Genomic DNA, 18,185 nt, shown 5'->3' on the forward strand with positions numbered 1-18,185 from the left:
CTTAGGCCTCTTCGCTTTCCGCGGATTCTTCGGTCTCTTCTTCAAGACCTTCGAACCAGCCAAGCTTGCGACGGGCTTCCATGATCATGTCGTTGGCCTGATCCATGGTAATGGAATCGGCATCCCCGACATATTCGATCAGCTCGTCACTGGCGAGATCCGCGAAATCTTCAAGGTTTTTGACGTCGTTTTCACCAAGGCGAACAACAACAGCCAGCGACAGACCCGGGAATTCAACCAGATCATCGGCAACCTTAAGCTCTTCGCGACGTTTCTGAAGACGCTCGGCCTCTTCGGCAAGGAAGGTGCGTGCGCGGTTGCGCAGCTCTTCGGCGATTTCTTCTTCGAAACCTTCGATCTCGGCCAGTTCTGCCAGCGGCACGTAACCGACTTCCTCGATCGAGGTGAAGCCTTCGGCGACCAGGAGATGGGCGATAACTTCGTCAACATCAAGCGCCTTGATGAACATTTCCGCACGCTTGCGTGCTTCTTCCTGACGACGTTCGCTTTCGTCTTCCTCGGTCAGAATATCGATATCCCAACCGGTCAGCTGGGACGCCAGACGCACATTCTGACCACGACGGCCAATGGCAAGACTCAGCTGATCGTCCGGAACGACGACTTCGATACGGTTGGTTTCTTCATCAATCACAACCTTGGTGACTTCGGCCGGGGCCAAAGCGTTCACAACAAAGGTTGCCGGATCTTCCGACCACTGGATGATGTCGATTTTTTCGCCCTGAAGTTCGGCAACAACGGCCTGGACGCGCGAACCGCGCATACCAACGCAGGCACCGACCGGGTCAATCGAGCTGTCCGAAGACAGAACCGAAATTTTCGCGCGCGAACCCGGGTCACGGGCAACCGATTTGATTTCGATAATGCCGTCGTAGATTTCCGGTACTTCCTGGGCAAACAGTTTTGCCATGAAGGTCGGGTGGGTACGCGACAGGAAGATCTGCGGACCACGCTGTTCACGACGGACATCAAGGATAAGGGCACGTACCCGGTCACCCTGACGAACCGTCTCACGCGGGATCAGTTCTTCGCGGCGCAGGATGGCTTCGGCACGACCGATATCAACAAGAACGTTGCCAAACTCGACACGCTTGACGACGCCGTTGATAACTTCGTCGGCACGGTCCTTGTATTCCTCGTACTGGCGTTCGCGTTCTGCGTCGCGCACTTTCTGCACGATGACCTGTTTCGCGGTCTGGGCAGCAATACGACCAAAATCAATCGGCGGCAGCGGATCAATCAGGAATTCACCAAGATTGATGTTCTCGTCACGAATACGTGCCTGTTCGAGCGACATCTGGGTGAAATCGTTTTCGATTTCATCGGTGACTTCGATGTAACGAGCGAGTTTGATTTCGCCGGTTTTGCGGTCGATATGGGCACGAATGTCATGCTCGTGACCATATCTGGAACGGCCGGCCTTCTGGATGGCCTGCTCCATAGCACCGAGAACCTCGTCACGATCAATGCCCTTTTCACGGGCAACGGCATCTGCGACCTGCAAAAGTTCCGGCCGCGGCATTCCCGAAGTTGCTTCCATATCCAACCTCTATTCTGCGTTATCGTCATTCCGGCGGTCGCCGGTGACGTGCGCGATCAATTCATCTGTCAGGACCAATTTCGCTTTTGCGATATCGGCCAACGGCAACAAGACACGTTCGCCATCTACAATCAGGGCGACCGCATTATCTTCAATCCCATCCAGCACACCGCTGAAACGGCGACGACCATCCTTGGCCATCACCAGTTCGACCTTTGCCTCAAATCCCTTCCACACGTCGAAATGCGCGGCACGGGTCAGCGGGCGGTCGATACCCGGGGAACTGACTTCAAGGTGATAGGCACCTGAAATCGGGTCCTCGACATCCATCAGGGCAGAAACCGTACGGCTGATTTGGGCGCAATCTTCAACGTTGATGCTGCCTTTCGCACCCGGGCGATCTGCCATGATCTGCAGGATGTTATGGTCCTGACCTGTCATCGAAACCCGAACCAGCTCAAAGCCCAGCGCGTTGATTGACGGCTCGATAATCTCAACGATTTTCGCCATCAACGGGTCTTTTAACTGTTGTCCAATCAGCTCAGCCATAAAGCGATGCCATACCCCAAAAAGCACAAAAGAGCGGGCGCAGGGCCCACTCTTTGTCAGAATTTACAAAAAGCTTGGCGGCCTTATACAGCCGGTTTACGCAAAAATCAAGTCAGGATACCGGCTGCCGATGCCATTCAACCTAAGGATTCCGCCCGTGACAGCAAACCGCGGACATGCATCACAGACGACATCAAAACACCCGCACCCGATAGCCCGGCGGACACTGTGCGCTGCCAACCCGGCAAACGCCTGCACAGCCTGACTTTTGTCTCGTTCGAAGGCACCGGACAAAACATGTTTGGGGCGCATAGATACCTCATACACATCCAAACCGTCGGGACGAACATGCTTTGCCTATCTTCATGAAACAGTAAAGTCAGGACGCCGTGATCACCCGGTCATGCCGGAATCGCAGCTCTGCCCTGAACCTGCCGACTCCCGTCAGACAGAATCCAAAGCAGGCAAGGATCAGGACTGACGTGGCTTACGGCGGAACCGGAGATAGTTGCACTTCTTGCCCTGACGTAGCGCCTTTTGCTCATAGCGGGTTTTGACCCAATCGCTTGGCGGCGTACGCCAATCATCCGGGCCTTCGGCCAGCCATTCGAAGTCCGGATGGTTATGCATGTGCTGCAACGTCCAGGAAATATACTGCATATCGTCACTGGCGACCCGGAACTCGGCCCCGTCTTTCAGAAGACGGGCAAGCAGCGCAAGATTCTTGGGCCCGATAAAGCGGCGCTCGGCGTGGCGCTTCTTCGGCCAGGGATCGGGAAACAGCAAAAAGGCCCGATCAAAACAGGCATCAATCAGCTTATAAAGCAGCGGGCGCGAATCATCGGCCACCACGCGCACATTGGTCAGATTACGCTCATCAAGATGGCGCAGCAGGCTACCAACCCCGTCCATAAACGGCTCAGCACCAATAATCCCCACCGTCGGATTGGCCTCGGCCTGACCTGCCAGATGCTCCCCGCCGCCAAAGCCGATTTCAAGCCACAGCTGTTCGGGCGTGCCATCGAAATAGCTGTTGGGATCGACCCCAGCTGCCTCGGGATAGGTAATCCCGATCTTTGGCAGCATGGCATCCACAAGAGCCTTGCGAGAATCCTTAAGCGGACGGCTGCCGCGTCGGCCATAGAAATTCGGTCGATCAGGGGTCGGAAGCGGACGGTCTTTGTTGCGCATGGTCGTTTCTGTCGATCAGGGTCGGAATTTGCGGGTCAGGCGGACTGAAAATCAAAACGGGCGGCCCGAAATGTCCGGGCCGCCCGCCTCTTATCACGTCATGCGATTTTGGCAAATCGCACTTTTTAACGCGCTTTCTGTCAATCAGGCACCAAATGCCGATTTCAGGTCGCTGACCAGATCGGTGCGCTCCCAGGAGAAGCCACCATCGTCGGTCGGCTGACGGCCAAAGTGACCATAAGCAGAAGACGGCGTGTAGATCGGACGGCACAGCGACAGATGCTCACGAATGCCACGCGGGCTGAGATCCATCAGCTGACGCAGAACGTCACCAAGCTTCAGTTCGTCAACATTGCCGGTGTCATGGTTGTTAACGTACAGCGCCAGCGGCTTGGAAACGCCAATCGCATAGGCAAGCTGAATGGTGCATTTCTCGGCAAGACCAGCCGCAACAACGTTTTTCGCAAGATAACGCGCAGCATAGGCAGCCGAACGGTCAACCTTGGTTGGATCCTTACCCGAAAACGCGCCGCCGCCATGCGGGGCCGCACCACCATAGGTATCGACGATGATCTTACGACCGGTAAGGCCGGCATCACCATCAGGACCACCAATCACGAAACGGCCTGTCGGGTTGATGTAGATTTCATCAGCCGGCGGCATCCAACCTTGCGGAAGGGCTGCTTCGATATAGGGCATAACCAGCTCATGAACATCGCGCTGCGAAAGGCCGTCGGCATGCTGGGTTGATACAACAACCGAAGTTGCCGCAACCGGCTTGCCTGCAGCATAGCGCAGGGTTACCTGGCTTTTGGCATCCGGGCCGAACTGCGGCACCTTGCCGGAGTGGCGGTCAGCGGCCATGGCGCGCAGGATACGATGCGAAAACTGGATCGGGGCCGGCATCAGTTCATCGGTTTCGTTACAAGCGTAACCAAACATGATGCCCTGGTCACCAGCGCCAAGGTCTTTTTCACCAGCGGAGTCAACGCCCTGCGCGATATCAGAAGACTGTTCATGCACATGGCATTCGATCTCGGCCGTCTTCCAGTGGAAGCCATCCTGCTCGTAACCGATTTCACGGATTGCCTGACGGGCCTTTTCGATCATGACCTCTTTGGTCACGCTTTCAGGACCGCGAACTTCGCCTGCCAGAACCACACGGTTGGTGGTGGCAAGGGTTTCGACGGCAACGCGCGAATCTTCATCCGCAGCAAGAAAAGCATCAACGATGGAATCGGAAATGCGGTCACAGACTTTGTCCGGATGACCTTCCGAGACGGATTCACTGGTAAATAGATAATCGGAAAGAGACATATAAGACCTTCTCCGGTAATGGGTTTCCAAAACTGGACCGGAGGGCTCCCGATACGAGGCCGTATCGATAGCGCCCACTTAGCCTTTTTTTGTGTGGTGGCAAGCGGTCCAAATCCGTCCACAATGTCAGTCCGGGTCGAACTGTCTCGTCGGTTGTGCCCGATCGCTATTTGAAGGTCAAGCATCATTGACGCAAAACCGTAATCCCGATGGCAGTGCATCCGGGGCGGTCGTGCTCAAAAGACAAAGACGTAATTCACGGTCTGTGAAATACGTCTTTTGCCCAAAACCATCGGTCAAACCGACTATTTCTGATCGGAATCAGTGCCCTGCAATGCACCCATCGATTTGACGAGTTCAAAGATTTTCTTGCGCTGGTTCGGATCGGTAATCCGGTAGTAGGCACGCACCAGTTCAAGCGTCTCGCGACGGTTCATCGGATCGTTGTCAAACGGGTCCGGACTTTCCGACATTTCCCGACGTTCATGCACCGATTTCGACGAAATCTCGTCGGGCATGTCGTCAAAGAAGAATGATACAGGCACTTCAAGAACCCGCGACAGGTCGTACAGACGCGATGCACCAACGCGGTTGGCACCACGCTCATACTTCTGTACTTGCTGGAATGTCAGGCCGATCGCTTCACCAAGCTTCTCCTGGCTCATGCCAAGAAGAGTCCTGCGCAAGCGAACACGCGCACCAACGTGAATATCGACAGGATTTGGAGCACCACTTGCGGTCCGGCCACGGCCCCGACCGCGTGTGTTCTTTACCATCTTAGTTTCATCCTTAGGCGACATTTTATGGCAGTTCCTTCTCTCACTCCGGCCTATCCGTCCTTGTTTTGAGGGACAATTTCTGGACGGTTTGGCAAAATTTTCAGCCGCCTAGAGGGATTTTGCGTTGCGTTTATATCCCATAGCGAGAACGGCAAAGAAGGTAACAATACCGTAAAATAGCAAGTCACGCCACAAATAATATACTGTTGTATGGTTTTTGTTACTCGAAAGGGGGTGCACCAAGATTCCCCTCTCTCCTAAACCCAAGTCTGTAAGCTTGCGCCCGTAGGCATCGAAGACAACCGATACCCCGGTATAGGCTGCCCTTACGAGGGGGCGACCCTCCTCGATGGTGCGAAAACGGGCTGCGGCCATATGTTGATATGGGCCTGCGCTGCGCCCAAACCACCCGTCATTGGTGACATTTAAGAGCCAGTCGGGTTGATGATCGTCATCAATCACCGCTCCCGGGAAGATAACCTCATAGCAAATCAGCGGAGAGAAACCCGGCATCCCGTTGACAGACAAGGTCTGCGGCCCCGGTCCGGCAGAGAAATCGGTCCGGCCTGCTGTCAGTTTCGGGAATGGCAGGATGGATCTGAACGGTACATATTCACCAAATGGCACCAGATGAAACTTGTCAAAGCTGGCGACAATATGACCGGTGGCATCGATTACCTGAATGGCGTTCCAGACCTTGTATTCATCCGTGTCACGCGGATAGGTCCGAGGTGCCCCGGTAATCAGGATGTCTTCAGGCCCCAACACACCGGCCATTTGCATACGGGCCTCTGTCTGGGTCTCAACAAAAAAGGTCGCGGCCGTTTCCGGCCAGATCACGATGCGTTTTTGATCCGGACGCAGGGTTTCCGGTCGGCGCGACATATCAAGCAGCAGCGAGAAATGCTGGTTTTGCAGTTCGGGCAGCCATTTTTCCCGTTGGGGGATATTGGGCTGAACAATTTGCAAAATCGGCACATCGGCTGGCAACTCTGAAAGGGCAACTTCGGTCTCTGCGGGCCCGACCATCATCAGGCGCACCGCACCGCCACCCCAAAGGGCCACCGCAATCATGATCCCGCCAAGGGCTGCTATCTTGCCGGATCTTCCGGCAACAAAGGCCGCAGGCAAGGTTGCAAAAAGGGCTGTGACAAGGGAAAGGCCATAAACCCCGACAACCGAGGCAAACTGCATGGGGGCCGCATCAATGGCCCAAACATGGCCCAAAAGGTTCCATGGAAAGCCTGTCAGGATATGACCGCGCAGATATTCCACCACCGCCCAGAAAACGGCCAGCAACACTGCATGCCGGATCACGCCACTCCCCAAACGCCAGCTCGCCCAAACGGCCAGCATCGGAAAAACCGCCAATCCGCCGCCAAGCCCCAAAAGGGCAAACGGAATCATCCAGCCATAGATTTCGGGCTGCACCAGAAAGGCGTGACTGACCCAATAAAATCCTGCGGCAAAATGGCCGGTGCCAAACCACCAGCCCGCCGAAAGCGCCCCCTTGTTGCAGCGGACACCCTCAAGGCTCCAGAGCAAAACCGCAAAGCAAATTGGTAAAACAGGGATTATAAAGAAAGGCGGCAGCGCCAAAACCGCCACCGCACCGGACAACAACCACACAAGACGCCTGCGCCAGCCCGAAAGACCGGCAAGTCGGCGCGCCATGGCCTCAATCATCCGCTTTTTCCTGATTTTCGATGGCTGCGGCGGGACCTTCATCCTCCCGGCGTATCATATGAATACGCAGGCGACGGATGCGCCTTGGATCGGCATCAAGAACTTCGAACTGAATACCGCTTGGATGTTCAATCAATTCCCCACGCGCCGGAACGCGCCCGGCCAACGAGAAGACAAGCCCACCAAGTGTATCAATGTCTTCGTCTTCATCCTCGTCAAGCAATCCGAAGGACAGCTTTTCTTCAAGGTCTTCGACCTCGAACCGGGCATCAGCGATATAACAACCATCCGAGAGGCGGATCAGTTTGGGAGTCTGGTCGATATCGTGCTCATCATCAATCTCGCCGACGATTTCTTCCACCAGATCCTCGATGGTGATCAGGCCATCAATCCCGCCGAATTCATCAACAACAAGCGCCATATGCGTACGCGACAGCCGCATTTCCGACAGAAGATCAAGAACCCGAATGGCCGGCGACACGAACAAAACCCGACGCAACAGTGACTGCAGGCTGAATTCCCGACCAGCAGCAACACAGCCAAGCACGTCCTTGATGTGCACCATGCCGGCAATGTCATCAAGGGTATCGCCATACACCGGAAGCCGCGAATGGGCCTTCTTGACCATCACTTCGACCAGTTCTTCAAGTGCGATGGTCTTGGGAACCGCCACAATATCGGCGCGCGGAATCATGACGTCTTCTGCCGTCATGTCGCGAAGTGCAATGATGTTTTCAAACAGGGAACGTTCGTGCAGCGAGACCGGCTCTTCATCCTGTTCGGTCCGCTCGGCGAGCTCTTCAAGCGTATCGCTGAGCGAAGCTTCGCCGTTGCGGGACTTACCCCGCTTGAACCCCAGGGCCGAGGCCACGTTATCCCATAAGGAGCCGTTTTCAGCGTCCTGAATTGTATCCTCGCCAGTGCGAGGGCGCATACTCTCGTGGTCGTCGTCGCGTTGACTAGAGTCGTTCATGGGTCGGTTTCGACATCCTATAATTCAAACAAACCGTGTGCAGGTCTACTAAACCGGTTCATCTTCAATCGGTTCGTAGGGATCATCAATCCCAAGTCCGGCAAGAATTTGACGTTCAAGCTCTTCCATCTCTTCGGCTTCATCATCAACCATATGATCGTAGCCGACAAGATGTAGCGTGCCATGAACGGCAAGATGAACAAGATGATTTTTCAATGGCTTTTGCTGTTCGATGGCTTCGAGCGCACATGTTTCGCGCGCAATCACGATATCACCCAGCATCAAGGGCATATCTGGCGCCATCATAAATGCATCGGCATCCTCGGCACTTTCAAGGGCGGCAAAGGACAACACATTGGTTGGTTTGTCCTTGTCGCGATAATCACGGTTGAGGATCTGAACCGATGCATCATCTGACAAACGCACCCCGATCTCGATCACCGGGGCAACCGATAAAAGCGATGCACCATCGCCTTCATCTTCGGTCCCGTCGGTCGGCACCGCGTTGTCATCCCAAAGGGCACCATCGCTAAGCGCACCATCAAGGGCCGCGATCACGGCCGCTTCGATGGCCGCGATCTCGTCCTGATGCCAGTCGCCCGCTTCGACCTCAAGGTCCAGTTCAAGCGGTGCCGTCATCACCCGTATCCTTGGCTGCGCTGTCCTTGTCACCGCGATAGCCCTTTTTCAGGCGATCACGCAGGGCATCCGCCGCGTCATAGGCCTGGACAATCTTGGTCACAAGGTGATGGCGCACCACATCGCGCTGATCGAACTTGATCGTGGCAACGCCTTTGACATCGCCAATGGTTTCAAGTGCATCTCGCAAACCTGATTTCGTGCCATCGGGCAAATCGATCTGTGTCATGTCGCCGGTCACCACCATGCGCGACCCTTCGCCCAAACGGGTCAGGAACATTTTCATCTGCATCGGGGTGGTGTTTTGCGCCTCGTCCAGAATGACAAAGGCGTGCGAAAGGGTACGACCACGCATGAAAGCCAGCGGGGCGACTTCGATCTCGCCACTTTCCATGCGCTTGATCACCACATCCCCCGGAAGCGTGTCATGCAGCGCGTCATAAAGCGGGCGAAGATACGGATCGACCTTGTCTTTCAGATCACCCGGCAAGAAGCCAAGGCGTTCACCGGCTTCGACCGCCGGTCGCGACAGAATAATACGATCCACCTGACCCAAAATAAACGCCTGCACCGCCATCGCGACCGCAAGATAGGTCTTACCGGTACCGGCCGGGCCGATGCCAAAGATCAGCTCGTTATCAAGGATCGCCTCGACATAGTCCTTCTGGCGTTTGGAGCGCGGCGAAATACGACGCTTTTTGGTCTGGATCGTCAGACGCGATCCACCAAACATATCCTTGGTCTGGCCGCTCCAGGGATCTGTGTCGTCCGGTTCGGAAAGACGCACCGCACCTTCTACCGTTTCGACATCGATATGATCGATTTCCTTATCACGCAGGCGCGCATAAAGCTGCGCAAGAACCTTTTTGGCCTGTGCAACCTTGGCCGGATCACCGGCCAGCATCACCACAAGGCCGCGGCTTGAAACCTGAACACCGGTCCGTTCAGACAAACGCGTCAGGTTTTCGGCCTGCGGGCCGTACAACACTTGCGCAATCGCGTTGTCCTGAAACTCGATCTGATCGGAATCCTTGGGGGCGTGTTTGGTTTTGGTGTTGGTCTTGCTTTTCGTGGGGGTGCCGCTCACGCAACGTTCCTTTCAGATTTCTGGTCGTTTCGGGTGGCGTCGACCAGTTCGCCGCCAAGGGAATTAGGCAGCGCTTCGGTGATTTTCAAGCGAACGATCTGTCCTAGGGCTGATTCCGGCAAACCGCTGACATGAACCGGCTGCATATAGGGGCTTTTGCCCACCAACTGGCCATCATACTTGCCCCTGCGTTCCAAAAGAACATCCATCTCCTTGCCGACACTGTTCTGGTTGAACACCAACTGCTGTTCCGCCAGCAGCGCCTGCAGGCGCATGATCCGTTCGGTTTTGACTCTTTCAGGCACCTGCAGCTCCATCGCCGATGCCGGGGTTCCCGGCCGCGGGCTGTATTTGAAGCTAAACGCCTGAATGAAAGTGATGTCGCGCACGATTTCCATCGTGTCTTCGAAATCCTTGTCGGATTCACCGGGGAAGCCGACGATAAAGTCCGAAGACAGCGCAAGATCAGGGCAGGCATCCTTAAGCCGTGCTGCGATATCACGGTAATCCGCATTGGTATGTTTGCGGTTCATCGCCTGCAAAACGCGGTCGCCCCCGGCCTGTACCGGCAAATGCAGGAACGGCATCAGCTTCTTAAGATCGCGATGCGCCGAAATCAGATCCTCATCAACATCGCGCGGATGCGACGTGGTGTAACGAATGCGATCAAGCCCGTCGATTTCAGCCAGCTCGCGCAGTAACCGGCCAAGTGTCCATTCCCCGCCATTTGGTGCTTCGCCGTGATAGGCATTCACATTCTGCCCCAAAAGGGTCAGTTCGCGCGTGCCATGGGCGACAAGTTGCTTGGCTTCGCGGATGACATCGGCACCGGGGCGCGAATATTCCGCCCCGCGGGTATAAGGCACAACACAGAACGTGCAGAACTTGTCACAGCCTTCCTGAATGGCCAGAAACGCTGAATAGCCCTGTTTTGAAACCTGTTCTGGCAGATGATCAAACTTTTCTTCGGCCGGGAAATCGGTATCGACGATGCGATTGCGGCCAACTGCGCGATTGGCGCGCGCAACCATTTCCGGCAGGCGATGGTAGGTCTGCGGACCAAACACCATATCGACCATCGGTTCGCGCTTCATCAATTCGGCCCCTTCGGCCTGCGCGACGCAGCCGGCAACCGCGACAATCATCTTGTCGCCGCCATTGGCTTCCTTGGCTTCCTTGTGCTTGCGCACGCGGCCCAAATCAGAAAATACCTTTTCGGCGGCCTTTTCGCGGATATGGCAGGTATTGAGGATAACCATATCGGCCCCCTCGGCGCTGTCGACCGGCTGGTAACCCAGCGGCGCCAGAACATCCTGCATGCGCAGGCTGTCATAGACATTCATCTGACAGCCATATGTTTTTACAAAAAGTTTCTTCGGTTCAGTCACGCCAGATCCGTTTCGCTCTCTCAAAACGCCGAAAAGCGGTGTGATCACTCACACCGCGCCTGAGTTCCGAACAATCGGTGATCGGAACTCCTCGGACATCTCGTTATCTGAAATCCCGGTCAGGTGAAACCGAATTTCACATCAACCGGGGCATTATACGGCAAAACGTTCAGGAGCCGAACTGTCGATCCGGACCAAACAGTCGAAAATCTTCCGAAATGATCGCAAGCGGCGAAAACCCAATCAGCTCGCCCGACAGATCACTGTCAATCAACTGAACCGGCACACCCTGATGCAGGCCACGCAAAGCTGCCTGATGTCCCTGGGCAACACGGGCTTCACACATCCGGGCAAGTTCCTTGCGTGATCCGGCTGCATCTGCCAGCGTCACAGGCGGATGGACAACAATCTCAACCGTCACCTTGCCGAGCGCGAGAAACTGCCACAAATGCGGGGCCAAGTCCATATCCCCGTACCAGGAATAAAATGCCCGCAAATCGCGACCGATCGGCGCACCGTCAAGACGGGTGGCTGCAATCGAAATCGGTTGGAATTTGACCGGCGATCCATCGGGCATCACACGCTCTGCCGCGGCAAACAGGGTCGACTTGAATGGCAACACACGGTTACCGTCGTTGCTTGTCCCTTCCGGGAACAGGATCAGTTTGTCACCATTTCCCAAACGCTTGCTCAGTTGATCGTTCTGTTCGCGGGATCGGGCTGCACGGCGTTCGATAAAGGTCGAACGTGACAGCTTGGCAAGCAAACCGATCACGGGCCAGCTGGCAACTTCGGTCTTGGCGATAAAGCTGCCACGGGTCAAGGCGCCCAGCACCGGGATATCAAGATAGGATGCGTGGTTGGCAACGATCACACCCGGCCCGTCCATCATATCAACACCCGAAACCCGGACTTCGATATGCAGGATGCGCAGGCAAAGGGCGTGATAGAACCGCGGCAGTTCTTCAGCCAGCTTCAATCGTGCGGCAATTGCCACCATCTGCACCGGCAACAAAACCAGTGTCAGAAGCACATAGGCCATCAGGCGGATGGCAGCGCACACATAGCAGTTCACGATACCCTCGCGGTGCGTTCGTAATGCTTGTAATAGCGATCGGTTACCTTTTCGGTCGGCAACACGATGCAAATGTCGGTGGTGTTGAACTGATGGTCGACCACTGCCCCGTCACCGACAAAACCACCCAGACGCAGATAGCCCTTGATCAGCGGCGGCAAATCACGAAGTGCTTGGCGCTGATCAATGCCATCGATCTCGGCACGCATCATCGGCTCGTAACGATCGGCGATCGCACGCGGGCGCATGTCTTCGGGGGCAAGGTGATTGTGATGCAGATAGGTCAGGACATCCTTGAAGGCATCCGGATCGGTGCCGTGGAAGGACGCGCAGCCAAACATCAGTTTGATGTCATATTTGAAAACATAGGCCGCAATCCCCTGCCACAGAAGCTGCAAGGTCGGCATGGTGCGGTATTCGGCTTCGACACAGGAACGACCCAGCTCCATGATCTCGCCGGTATCTTTCACCGCATTAAGCATGCTTTCGATATGGTATTCATCAGCACTGTAAAAGCCGCCATGTTCATTGGCTACTGACTGGCGCAGCAGGCGATAGGTGCCAACAACCGCATCTGCACCGGCACCGCGATTGTGATCAAGAACAAGCAGATGATCGCAGAGCGGATCATAGTGATCGAAGTCGCGCTTTTCGGCCGCCATTTCCTCGGTCGGTTTGGCGCCGCGTTCTTCATAGAACACTTTGTAGCGAAGCTTCTGGCTGGCGAGAATTTCGGTTTCATTCTCGGCAAGGCGAACCTCAAGCCGCTGAAGCTGTTTTTCGTCACGCATGACAACACCCTTTCGTTCAACTGCACGGATTTTGCGCAAGAACGGCGTGAAGAGCGAGTGAAGGCTTTGTGAAGAACAGGTAACAAAATTATGAAGGCCACTTGCCTGTTTCAGCAAGTGGCCTTGAAAACTGTAAGTTCAGCGCGCGATTGAACGCTGGAATTACTTGCCGTCTTTCAAAGGAACACCGTAAAGCTCAAGACGATGCCCCACCAGACGGAAGCCCAGTTCCTTGGCGATCTCTTCCTGAAGCTTTTCGATTTTGTCGTTCGAAAACTCGATCACCTCGCCCGAACGCATGTCGATGAGGTGATCGTGATGTTCTTCGGTCAGTTCCTCGTAACGCGCGCGGCCATCGCCGAAATCGTGTTTTTCAAGGATGTCCGCCTCTTCGAACAGGCGCACGGTGCGATATACGGTCGCAATCGAAATCTTCGGATCAATGTCGGTCGCCCGACGATAAACCAGTTCAACGTCCGGGTGGTCTTCGGACTCAGAGAGCACACGGGCAATCACCCGGCGTTGGCCCGTCATTTTCAGGCCCGCGTCGATGCATTTCTGCTCGATAGTTGATTCTGCAAGCATTGTCTTGTTTCTCGTTTCCGTTTCCGGTTCCACCTGTCCCCAGCCGAGACGTGTCTCTGGCGTCGATCTCTTGTGGCTCAATATTGAAAAATCCGCCACATATCGCAAGGTTGAATTCGCGATAAATTCCGCTTCCTGTAGATCGCCGGTACTAACACCCTGCAATCACAATCATATCGGCATTCTTCTGGCCACTTGCTACCTGCGATGAAGGGCGCTACTTCAAAGTTACGCATCAAGGCAGGAGACCAACATGGCCACCGCAACCCCCGACCATAAAATAGACATCACAAACGACGTCTGCCCGATGACATTTGTCCGCACCCGCCTCAAACTCGAAACCATGACACCGGGTCAGGTTCTGGAAGTTACCCTTGGCGCTGGTGAACCGTTAAAAAACGTTCCGCGCTCGGTAACCGAGATGGGCGACGAAGTCGTCGAACTGGCCGAAATCACTGATACACCGGGAACCTACCGACTCATAATCCGCAAGGGATCATAAAACCGCCAGTTCCGATGCAGGCTTACACTACAACAGGTTGGCGCTCAAAACCACACTCATTATGTGGGTATAATCGATTAAAATTGTTCCAGATTGCCTAACACCCTATTGGCAAACAAAAATTCCTGCCATGGATCGAAAAGGTCACCGACATCGAAAAAATTATCTAGATCAGTCGTTCGAGGACCAAGGCATCAACTTTTCGGCCATTGGGCCGGGCATAGTAGCCTTTGCGACGCCCAATTTCGGCAAAGCCGTTCTGACGATAAAGCGCAATCGCACCATCATTATCGACTGCTACTTCCAGCAAGATACGGGTAACACCCGCCGCTTCGAGGCGGTCCTTGACCGCATCAAGCAATGCGCGTCCCACACCCTTGCGTCGGGCATCAGGGGCAACCGTGATAGTATTAATTTCCGCCTCATCGAGCACAGTCTGCATCAGAACAAAGCCAAGTGGCTGATCATTTGCATTTTTGGCCTGATCACCGGGTCGATAAGCCAGAATGCCAAACGCACCCGGCACATCAAGCAACCGGATAATCGCATCCTCGTCCCAGGCATCATCAAACCCCTCGGCATGCAGCGCACTTGCCACCGTCGCAAAGGCCGCCGTCAAAGGCACCAGCACAATCTGCGAGGCGTCATAACCAGAACTGCCATCTTTGGATTTGGCCGGGCTCATTTCTTTTTCTGCGGCCCCTGATCTTCGATACGTCTTGCATCGGGGGCGCGCAGGTAAAGCGGCACCGGCGCCAGGTTTTCACCGGTTTCCCAGCGCGCGGCCGCGATCCGTGCCACATTGCCCGCCCGCGGAAGGCCCGGTGCCGTGCAATCATAAAAGGCGTCCGGCGCATGGGCAGCAGCCGTCAGAAGGCGCGGGGTCGCATCCCCGGCAAGCAATGTAGCACCGGGCGGCGCCATCATCAGGGCCTGACGCGGGGCGACACATTCAGCATTGCTCAGCGGGCGTTTTTTGCCATCAAAGGCCTGGGCAAAGATCTCGTTTCGTTTGCTATCAAGCGCGACCAGGATATTGCGGCCCTGATGATCGCGCTCCGTCACGCCATAGGCGACGGCTTCAAGCGAACTGACACCGACCACCGGGATCTTACGCGCCAGACCAAGCGCACGCGCCGTCGAAAGGCCGATCCGCATACCGGTAAAGGCCCCCGGACCAACCGTCACCGCAATCCCATCAAGATCGGCTAGGTCGACTTTCGCGGTCTCAAGCGTCTTGGCGATGAAACCCATCAGGTGCTCTGCCTGCCCACGTTCCATATCTTCATAAAGTTCGCCTTTGACCTCGCCATTTATCAAGACGGCCGTCGACAGCGACGTTGATGCCGTATCAATCGCCAAAATTGTCGGACCGGACTTTTCCGCCTTTGTCTTTGCAGCGTCTGATGCGCTATGGTCGGCGCCATCTGATATGCGCGACTGTCCAGTCAGCATCTTCTTTATGTAATCGGTGAACGACAAGAACAGGGAGCCTCCGGCGATGGCGCTGGTCGAAATTACGCCTTACGAATATGATGTCGAAATTGATATCGTCTATGCCACGGATCGCAATTTCACCGGGGCACCGATTTATACACGACCTGCCTGCTATCTTCACGCGGATGCCGCTGCCTGTCTGAAAAAGGCCGCCGCCATGGCGCGTCGTCAGGGGGTGAAATTGCGCATTCTTGATGCGTTTCGTCCCCAGGAAGCCCAACGGGCCCTTTGGAACCATTCGCCCAACCCCGATTTCGTCGCCAATCCGGATTTCGGATCGCCACATGGTCGTGGTGTGGCCATTGATCTAACGCTGATTGATCAAAACGGCAAGGAACTGGATATGGGGGCAGGGTTTGATGAAATGCATATCCGGTCCTATCACGGCTCTGATTTGATCTCCAAAGAGGCCGAAGCCAACCGCTTCCTGCTACTTGGCATCATGGTCAGCGCCGGCTTCGAATATTACGATCATGAATGGTGGCACTATCAGTTGCCGAACGCACGGGCGCGCTATCCGCTGTTTTCCGACAGTTCGCTGCCCGAACCCATGATGGTCAAATAAACAAAATGGCGGTGCCGCAATGCACCGCCATTTTTCAATTCCAAGGCCCGCAAATGCATAAACTCAGCCGTGCAAAAGCGCCTTGCCGTTTTGCAGATCAAAAAGTGACATCCGCGCACCATCGATCACGACCCCGATATCTGATCCCGACTTGAAGGCCTGCTCCGGCCCGCTTCGGGCAGTCATTTCCGCACCGGCCACCGCCAGGCGCACATATTGATCAGGGCCGGTCGGCTCCGCCAGCACAACACGCGCCGATATCCCGGCATCATCAAACATCAAATGTTCAGGACGTGCGCCCAGCGTCATCGGACGCCCGACCAGATCGCTGGCCTCTGCGGGGACATCAACCAGCGGCAATTTCCCGTTACCGGTATCGAAAAAGACCTGATCACCATCGCGAACAAGAGTGCCATCGACGAAATTCATCGTCGGCGCCCCGACGAAGCTTGCGACAAACCGGTTTGCCGGCCGGCGATATACATTTTCCGGGGTGTCGGCCTGCTGGATGCTGCCGCGATCAAGCACGACAACCTTGGTTGCCAGGGTCATTGCCTCGATCTGATCATGGGTGACATAGACAATCGTGCGGCCAAGACGTTCATGCAGACGCTTAAGCTCGATCCTCATATCAGCGCGCAGCTTGGCATCAAGGTTCGATAGTGGCTCGTCAAACAGAAAGACCGCGGGCTCGCGCACCAGGGCCCGGCCAATGGCAACGCGTTGCTGTTGCCCCCCCGAAAGCTGCGATGGCTTGCGATCCAGAAGCGGCGTGATTTGCAAAAGTTCGGCCACTTCGTTCACCCGTTCTTCGATCTCGGGCTTGGGCATGCCCGCCATCTTAAGGCCAAAGCCGATATTCTTGCGCACCGACATCGTCGGATAGAGGGCGTAGGATTGAAACACCATCGCGATATCGCGTTCGTCAGGCTCAAGTGCTGTTACATCGCGCCCGTTAATATCAATCGCGCCCCCGGTCACTGGCTCAAGACCGGCGATCATGTTCAGCAATGTTGATTTGCCACACCCCGATGGCCCCAATAGCACCAGAAAATCCCCGTCGGCGATTTCCAGATTGATGTTTTCCATCACCGTGATCCCGGCATAGGCCTTGGTCACATTGCGCAGTTCGACACCATTCATTCCCGTTATCCTTTCACTGCACCTGCGGCAATGCCGCGCACAAACAGCCGCCCGGACAGCAGATAAACCGCCAGTGTGGGCAAGGCCGTCAGCATGGTTGCAGCCATATCAACATTGTATTCCTTCTCGCCGAACTGGGATCCGACAAGGTTGTTCAGTGCCACCGTCATCGGCTGGCCGGATCGCCCGCCAAATGTCAGCCCCAACAGGAAGTCGTTCCAGATGTAGGTGAACTGCAAAATCATCGCGACACCCAGGATCGGCAGCGACAATGGCAACATCACATGCCAGAACAATCGCCAGAACCCGGCCCCATCAATGCGGGCCGCCTTCAAAAGATCCTGCGGAACGGTTTTGAAAAAGTTTCTGAACATCATCGTGGTAAACGCAACGCCCCAGATGACATGCACCAGAATAAGTCCCGGAATGGAGCCGAAAATCCCCAATTCGCGGATCATGATGATCAGGGGATAAAGCGTTACTTGCGGGGGAATGAACATCCCGACCAAAAGGGCTGCAAACATCACATTCGCCCCCTTCATCTTCCACACAGCCAGCGAATAGCCCGTCACTGCGCCCAGCCCGACCGACAGGAACAAGGCCGGGATGACGATCTGTACCGAGGTCATGAACGAAGATGACAACCCGCCGCATTTTTCGCCAAGTGTCTGGGTGCAGTCACCAAACCAGGCTTTGCTCCATGCGGCAAAGCTTGGATCAGTTGGCAGAGTAAAGATGCTGCCATTCCTGATTTCATCCATTGATTTCAGCGATGTCGAAATCATGATGAAAACAGGGGCCATGATCATGATCGCCGCCAGGCAAAGCAATCCGTAAAGGGCCCATCGATTATATCGCAT

The 18,185-nt window shown here is 55.3% G+C and carries 19 protein-coding genes; 2 read left to right on the forward strand and 17 right to left on the reverse strand.

The window, feature by feature from the left end:
* Position 1: 1 nt before the first annotated feature.
* From nusA to WBY09_RS01345, 13 genes are all read right to left on the reverse strand, one after another.
* Positions 2–1,558, reverse strand: coding sequence for a transcription termination factor NusA (nusA, locus tag WBY09_RS01285; protein WP_063086093.1), 1,557 nt, complete (start codon positions 1,556–1,558; stop codon positions 2–4).
* A 9-nt stretch (positions 1,559–1,567) separates the two neighbouring features.
* The gene (gene rimP / locus WBY09_RS01290; RefSeq protein ID WP_008888869.1) at positions 1,568–2,068 is read right to left on the reverse strand and encodes a ribosome maturation factor RimP; all 501 of its coding nucleotides are present in this window, start codon (positions 2,066–2,068) and stop codon (positions 1,568–1,570) included.
* Positions 2,069–2,578: 510 nt separating this feature from the next.
* Positions 2,579–3,298, reverse strand: coding sequence for a tRNA (guanine(46)-N(7))-methyltransferase TrmB (gene trmB / locus WBY09_RS01295; protein ID WP_197146378.1), 720 nt, complete (start codon positions 3,296–3,298; stop codon positions 2,579–2,581).
* Between the two features lie 144 nt (positions 3,299–3,442).
* On the reverse strand, positions 3,443–4,615 hold the full coding sequence (gene metK, locus WBY09_RS01300) for a methionine adenosyltransferase (RefSeq protein ID WP_197146377.1): 1,173 nt from the start codon (positions 4,613–4,615) through the stop codon (positions 3,443–3,445).
* 305 nt (positions 4,616–4,920) lie between these two features.
* Positions 4,921–5,391, reverse strand: a complete 471-nt coding sequence (locus WBY09_RS01305; protein ID WP_008888859.1) for a helix-turn-helix domain-containing protein — start codon at positions 5,389–5,391, stop codon at positions 4,921–4,923.
* A 111-nt stretch (positions 5,392–5,502) separates the two neighbouring features.
* A complete protein-coding gene (lnt, locus tag WBY09_RS01310; RefSeq protein WP_197146376.1) occupies positions 5,503–7,080 on the reverse strand; it encodes an apolipoprotein N-acyltransferase in 1,578 nt (525 codons plus the stop codon).
* A complete protein-coding gene (locus tag WBY09_RS01315; RefSeq protein WP_197147758.1) occupies positions 7,073–8,014 on the reverse strand; it encodes a hemolysin family protein in 942 nt (313 codons plus the stop codon). The genes lnt and WBY09_RS01315 overlap by 8 nt, the downstream gene beginning before the upstream one ends.
* Positions 8,015–8,101: 87 nt before the next feature.
* A complete protein-coding gene (gene ybeY / locus WBY09_RS01320; protein ID WP_197146375.1) occupies positions 8,102–8,692 on the reverse strand; it encodes an rRNA maturation RNase YbeY in 591 nt (196 codons plus the stop codon).
* Complete coding sequence (locus tag WBY09_RS01325; RefSeq protein ID WP_197146374.1) at positions 8,676–9,779, reverse strand: PhoH family protein; 1,104 nt, start codon at positions 9,777–9,779, stop codon at positions 8,676–8,678. Before WBY09_RS01325 ends, ybeY begins: the two co-directional genes overlap by 17 nt.
* The gene (gene miaB, locus WBY09_RS01330) at positions 9,776–11,167 is read right to left on the reverse strand and encodes a tRNA (N6-isopentenyl adenosine(37)-C2)-methylthiotransferase MiaB (protein ID WP_197146373.1); all 1,392 of its coding nucleotides are present in this window, start codon (positions 11,165–11,167) and stop codon (positions 9,776–9,778) included. The genes WBY09_RS01325 and miaB overlap by 4 nt, the downstream gene beginning before the upstream one ends.
* 169 nt (positions 11,168–11,336) lie before the next feature.
* Positions 11,337–12,242 (reverse strand): lysophospholipid acyltransferase family protein, encoded by a 906-nt coding sequence (locus WBY09_RS01335; RefSeq protein WP_336231823.1) that lies wholly within the window; start codon positions 12,240–12,242, stop codon positions 11,337–11,339.
* Positions 12,239–13,033 (reverse strand): GNAT family N-acetyltransferase, encoded by a 795-nt coding sequence (locus tag WBY09_RS01340; protein WP_336231824.1) that lies wholly within the window; start codon positions 13,031–13,033, stop codon positions 12,239–12,241. The genes WBY09_RS01335 and WBY09_RS01340 overlap by 4 nt, the downstream gene beginning before the upstream one ends.
* 162 nt (positions 13,034–13,195) lie before the next feature.
* On the reverse strand, positions 13,196–13,618 hold the full coding sequence (locus tag WBY09_RS01345) for a Fur family transcriptional regulator (RefSeq protein ID WP_008888851.1): 423 nt from the start codon (positions 13,616–13,618) through the stop codon (positions 13,196–13,198).
* A gap of 253 nt (positions 13,619–13,871) precedes the next feature.
* On the opposite strand from WBY09_RS01345, the gene WBY09_RS01350 reads away from it, so the two are divergent.
* Positions 13,872–14,120, forward strand: coding sequence for a sulfurtransferase TusA family protein (locus WBY09_RS01350; protein ID WP_063086111.1), 249 nt, complete (start codon positions 13,872–13,874; stop codon positions 14,118–14,120).
* Positions 14,121–14,286: 166 nt separating this feature from the next.
* Here WBY09_RS01350 and rimI read toward each other — a convergent pair whose 3' ends face one another.
* Together rimI and tsaB are read right to left on the reverse strand one after the other, a co-directional pair.
* Positions 14,287–14,805 (reverse strand): ribosomal protein S18-alanine N-acetyltransferase, encoded by a 519-nt coding sequence (gene rimI / locus WBY09_RS01355; RefSeq protein WP_336231825.1) that lies wholly within the window; start codon positions 14,803–14,805, stop codon positions 14,287–14,289.
* Positions 14,802–15,575 carry a tRNA (adenosine(37)-N6)-threonylcarbamoyltransferase complex dimerization subunit type 1 TsaB gene (gene tsaB / locus WBY09_RS01360; RefSeq protein ID WP_336231826.1) on the reverse strand — a complete coding sequence of 258 codons (774 nt, stop codon included), beginning with the start codon at positions 15,573–15,575 and terminating at the stop codon, positions 14,802–14,804. The genes rimI and tsaB overlap by 4 nt, the downstream gene beginning before the upstream one ends.
* Positions 15,576–15,621: 46 nt before the next feature.
* Between tsaB and ddpX the strand changes: the two genes are divergently transcribed.
* Positions 15,622–16,182 carry a D-alanyl-D-alanine dipeptidase gene (ddpX, locus tag WBY09_RS01365; protein WP_063086120.1) on the forward strand — a complete coding sequence of 187 codons (561 nt, stop codon included), beginning with the start codon at positions 15,622–15,624 and terminating at the stop codon, positions 16,180–16,182.
* Positions 16,183–16,245: 63 nt separating this feature from the next.
* Here ddpX and WBY09_RS01370 read toward each other — a convergent pair whose 3' ends face one another.
* Together WBY09_RS01370 and WBY09_RS01375 are read right to left on the reverse strand one after the other, a co-directional pair.
* A complete protein-coding gene (locus WBY09_RS01370; protein ID WP_336231827.1) occupies positions 16,246–17,325 on the reverse strand; it encodes an ABC transporter ATP-binding protein in 1,080 nt (359 codons plus the stop codon).
* A gap of 5 nt (positions 17,326–17,330) precedes the next feature.
* Positions 17,331–18,185, reverse strand: a complete 855-nt coding sequence (locus tag WBY09_RS01375; protein WP_336231828.1) for a carbohydrate ABC transporter permease — start codon at positions 18,183–18,185, stop codon at positions 17,331–17,333.

The sequence above is a fragment of the Thalassospira sp. CH_XMU1458 genome (assembly GCF_037027205.1).
In the GTDB taxonomy this organism is placed as follows: Bacteria; Pseudomonadota; Alphaproteobacteria; order Rhodospirillales; family Thalassospiraceae; genus Thalassospira; species Thalassospira tepidiphila.

Coding starts and splice junctions, on each gene's coding strand:
- nusA (WP_063086093.1), bottom strand. CDS start 1,558: ATGGAAGCAACTTCGGGAATGCCGCGGCCGGAACTTTTGCAGGTCGCA.
- rimP (WP_008888869.1), bottom strand. CDS start 2,068: ATGGCGAAAATCGTTGAGATTATCGAGCCGTCAATCAACGCGCTGGGC.
- trmB (WP_197146378.1), bottom strand. CDS start 3,298: ATGCGCAACAAAGACCGTCCGCTTCCGACCCCTGATCGACCGAATTTC.
- metK (WP_197146377.1), bottom strand. CDS start 4,615: ATGTCTCTTTCCGATTATCTATTTACCAGTGAATCCGTCTCGGAAGGT.
- WBY09_RS01305 (WP_008888859.1), bottom strand. CDS start 5,391: ATGGTAAAGAACACACGCGGTCGGGGCCGTGGCCGGACCGCAAGTGGT.
- lnt (WP_197146376.1), bottom strand. CDS start 7,080: ATGATTGAGGCCATGGCGCGCCGACTTGCCGGTCTTTCGGGCTGGCGC.
- WBY09_RS01315 (WP_197147758.1), bottom strand. CDS start 8,014: ATGCGCCCTCGCACTGGCGAGGATACAATTCAGGACGCTGAAAACGGC.
- ybeY (WP_197146375.1), bottom strand. CDS start 8,692: ATGACGGCACCGCTTGAACTGGACCTTGAGGTCGAAGCGGGCGACTGG.
- WBY09_RS01340 (WP_336231824.1), bottom strand. CDS start 13,033: ATGCGTGACGAAAAACAGCTTCAGCGGCTTGAGGTTCGCCTTGCCGAG.
- WBY09_RS01345 (WP_008888851.1), bottom strand. CDS start 13,618: ATGCTTGCAGAATCAACTATCGAGCAGAAATGCATCGACGCGGGCCTG.
- WBY09_RS01350 (WP_063086111.1), top strand. CDS start 13,872: ATGGCCACCGCAACCCCCGACCATAAAATAGACATCACAAACGACGTC.
- rimI (WP_336231825.1), bottom strand. CDS start 14,805: ATGAGCCCGGCCAAATCCAAAGATGGCAGTTCTGGTTATGACGCCTCG.
- tsaB (WP_336231826.1), bottom strand. CDS start 15,575: ATGCTGACTGGACAGTCGCGCATATCAGATGGCGCCGACCATAGCGCA.
- ddpX (WP_063086120.1), top strand. CDS start 15,622: ATGGCGCTGGTCGAAATTACGCCTTACGAATATGATGTCGAAATTGAT.
- WBY09_RS01370 (WP_336231827.1), bottom strand. CDS start 17,325: ATGAATGGTGTCGAACTGCGCAATGTGACCAAGGCCTATGCCGGGATC.
- WBY09_RS01375 (WP_336231828.1), bottom strand. CDS start 18,185: ATGCGATATAATCGATGGGCCCTTTACGGATTGCTTTGCCTGGCGGCG.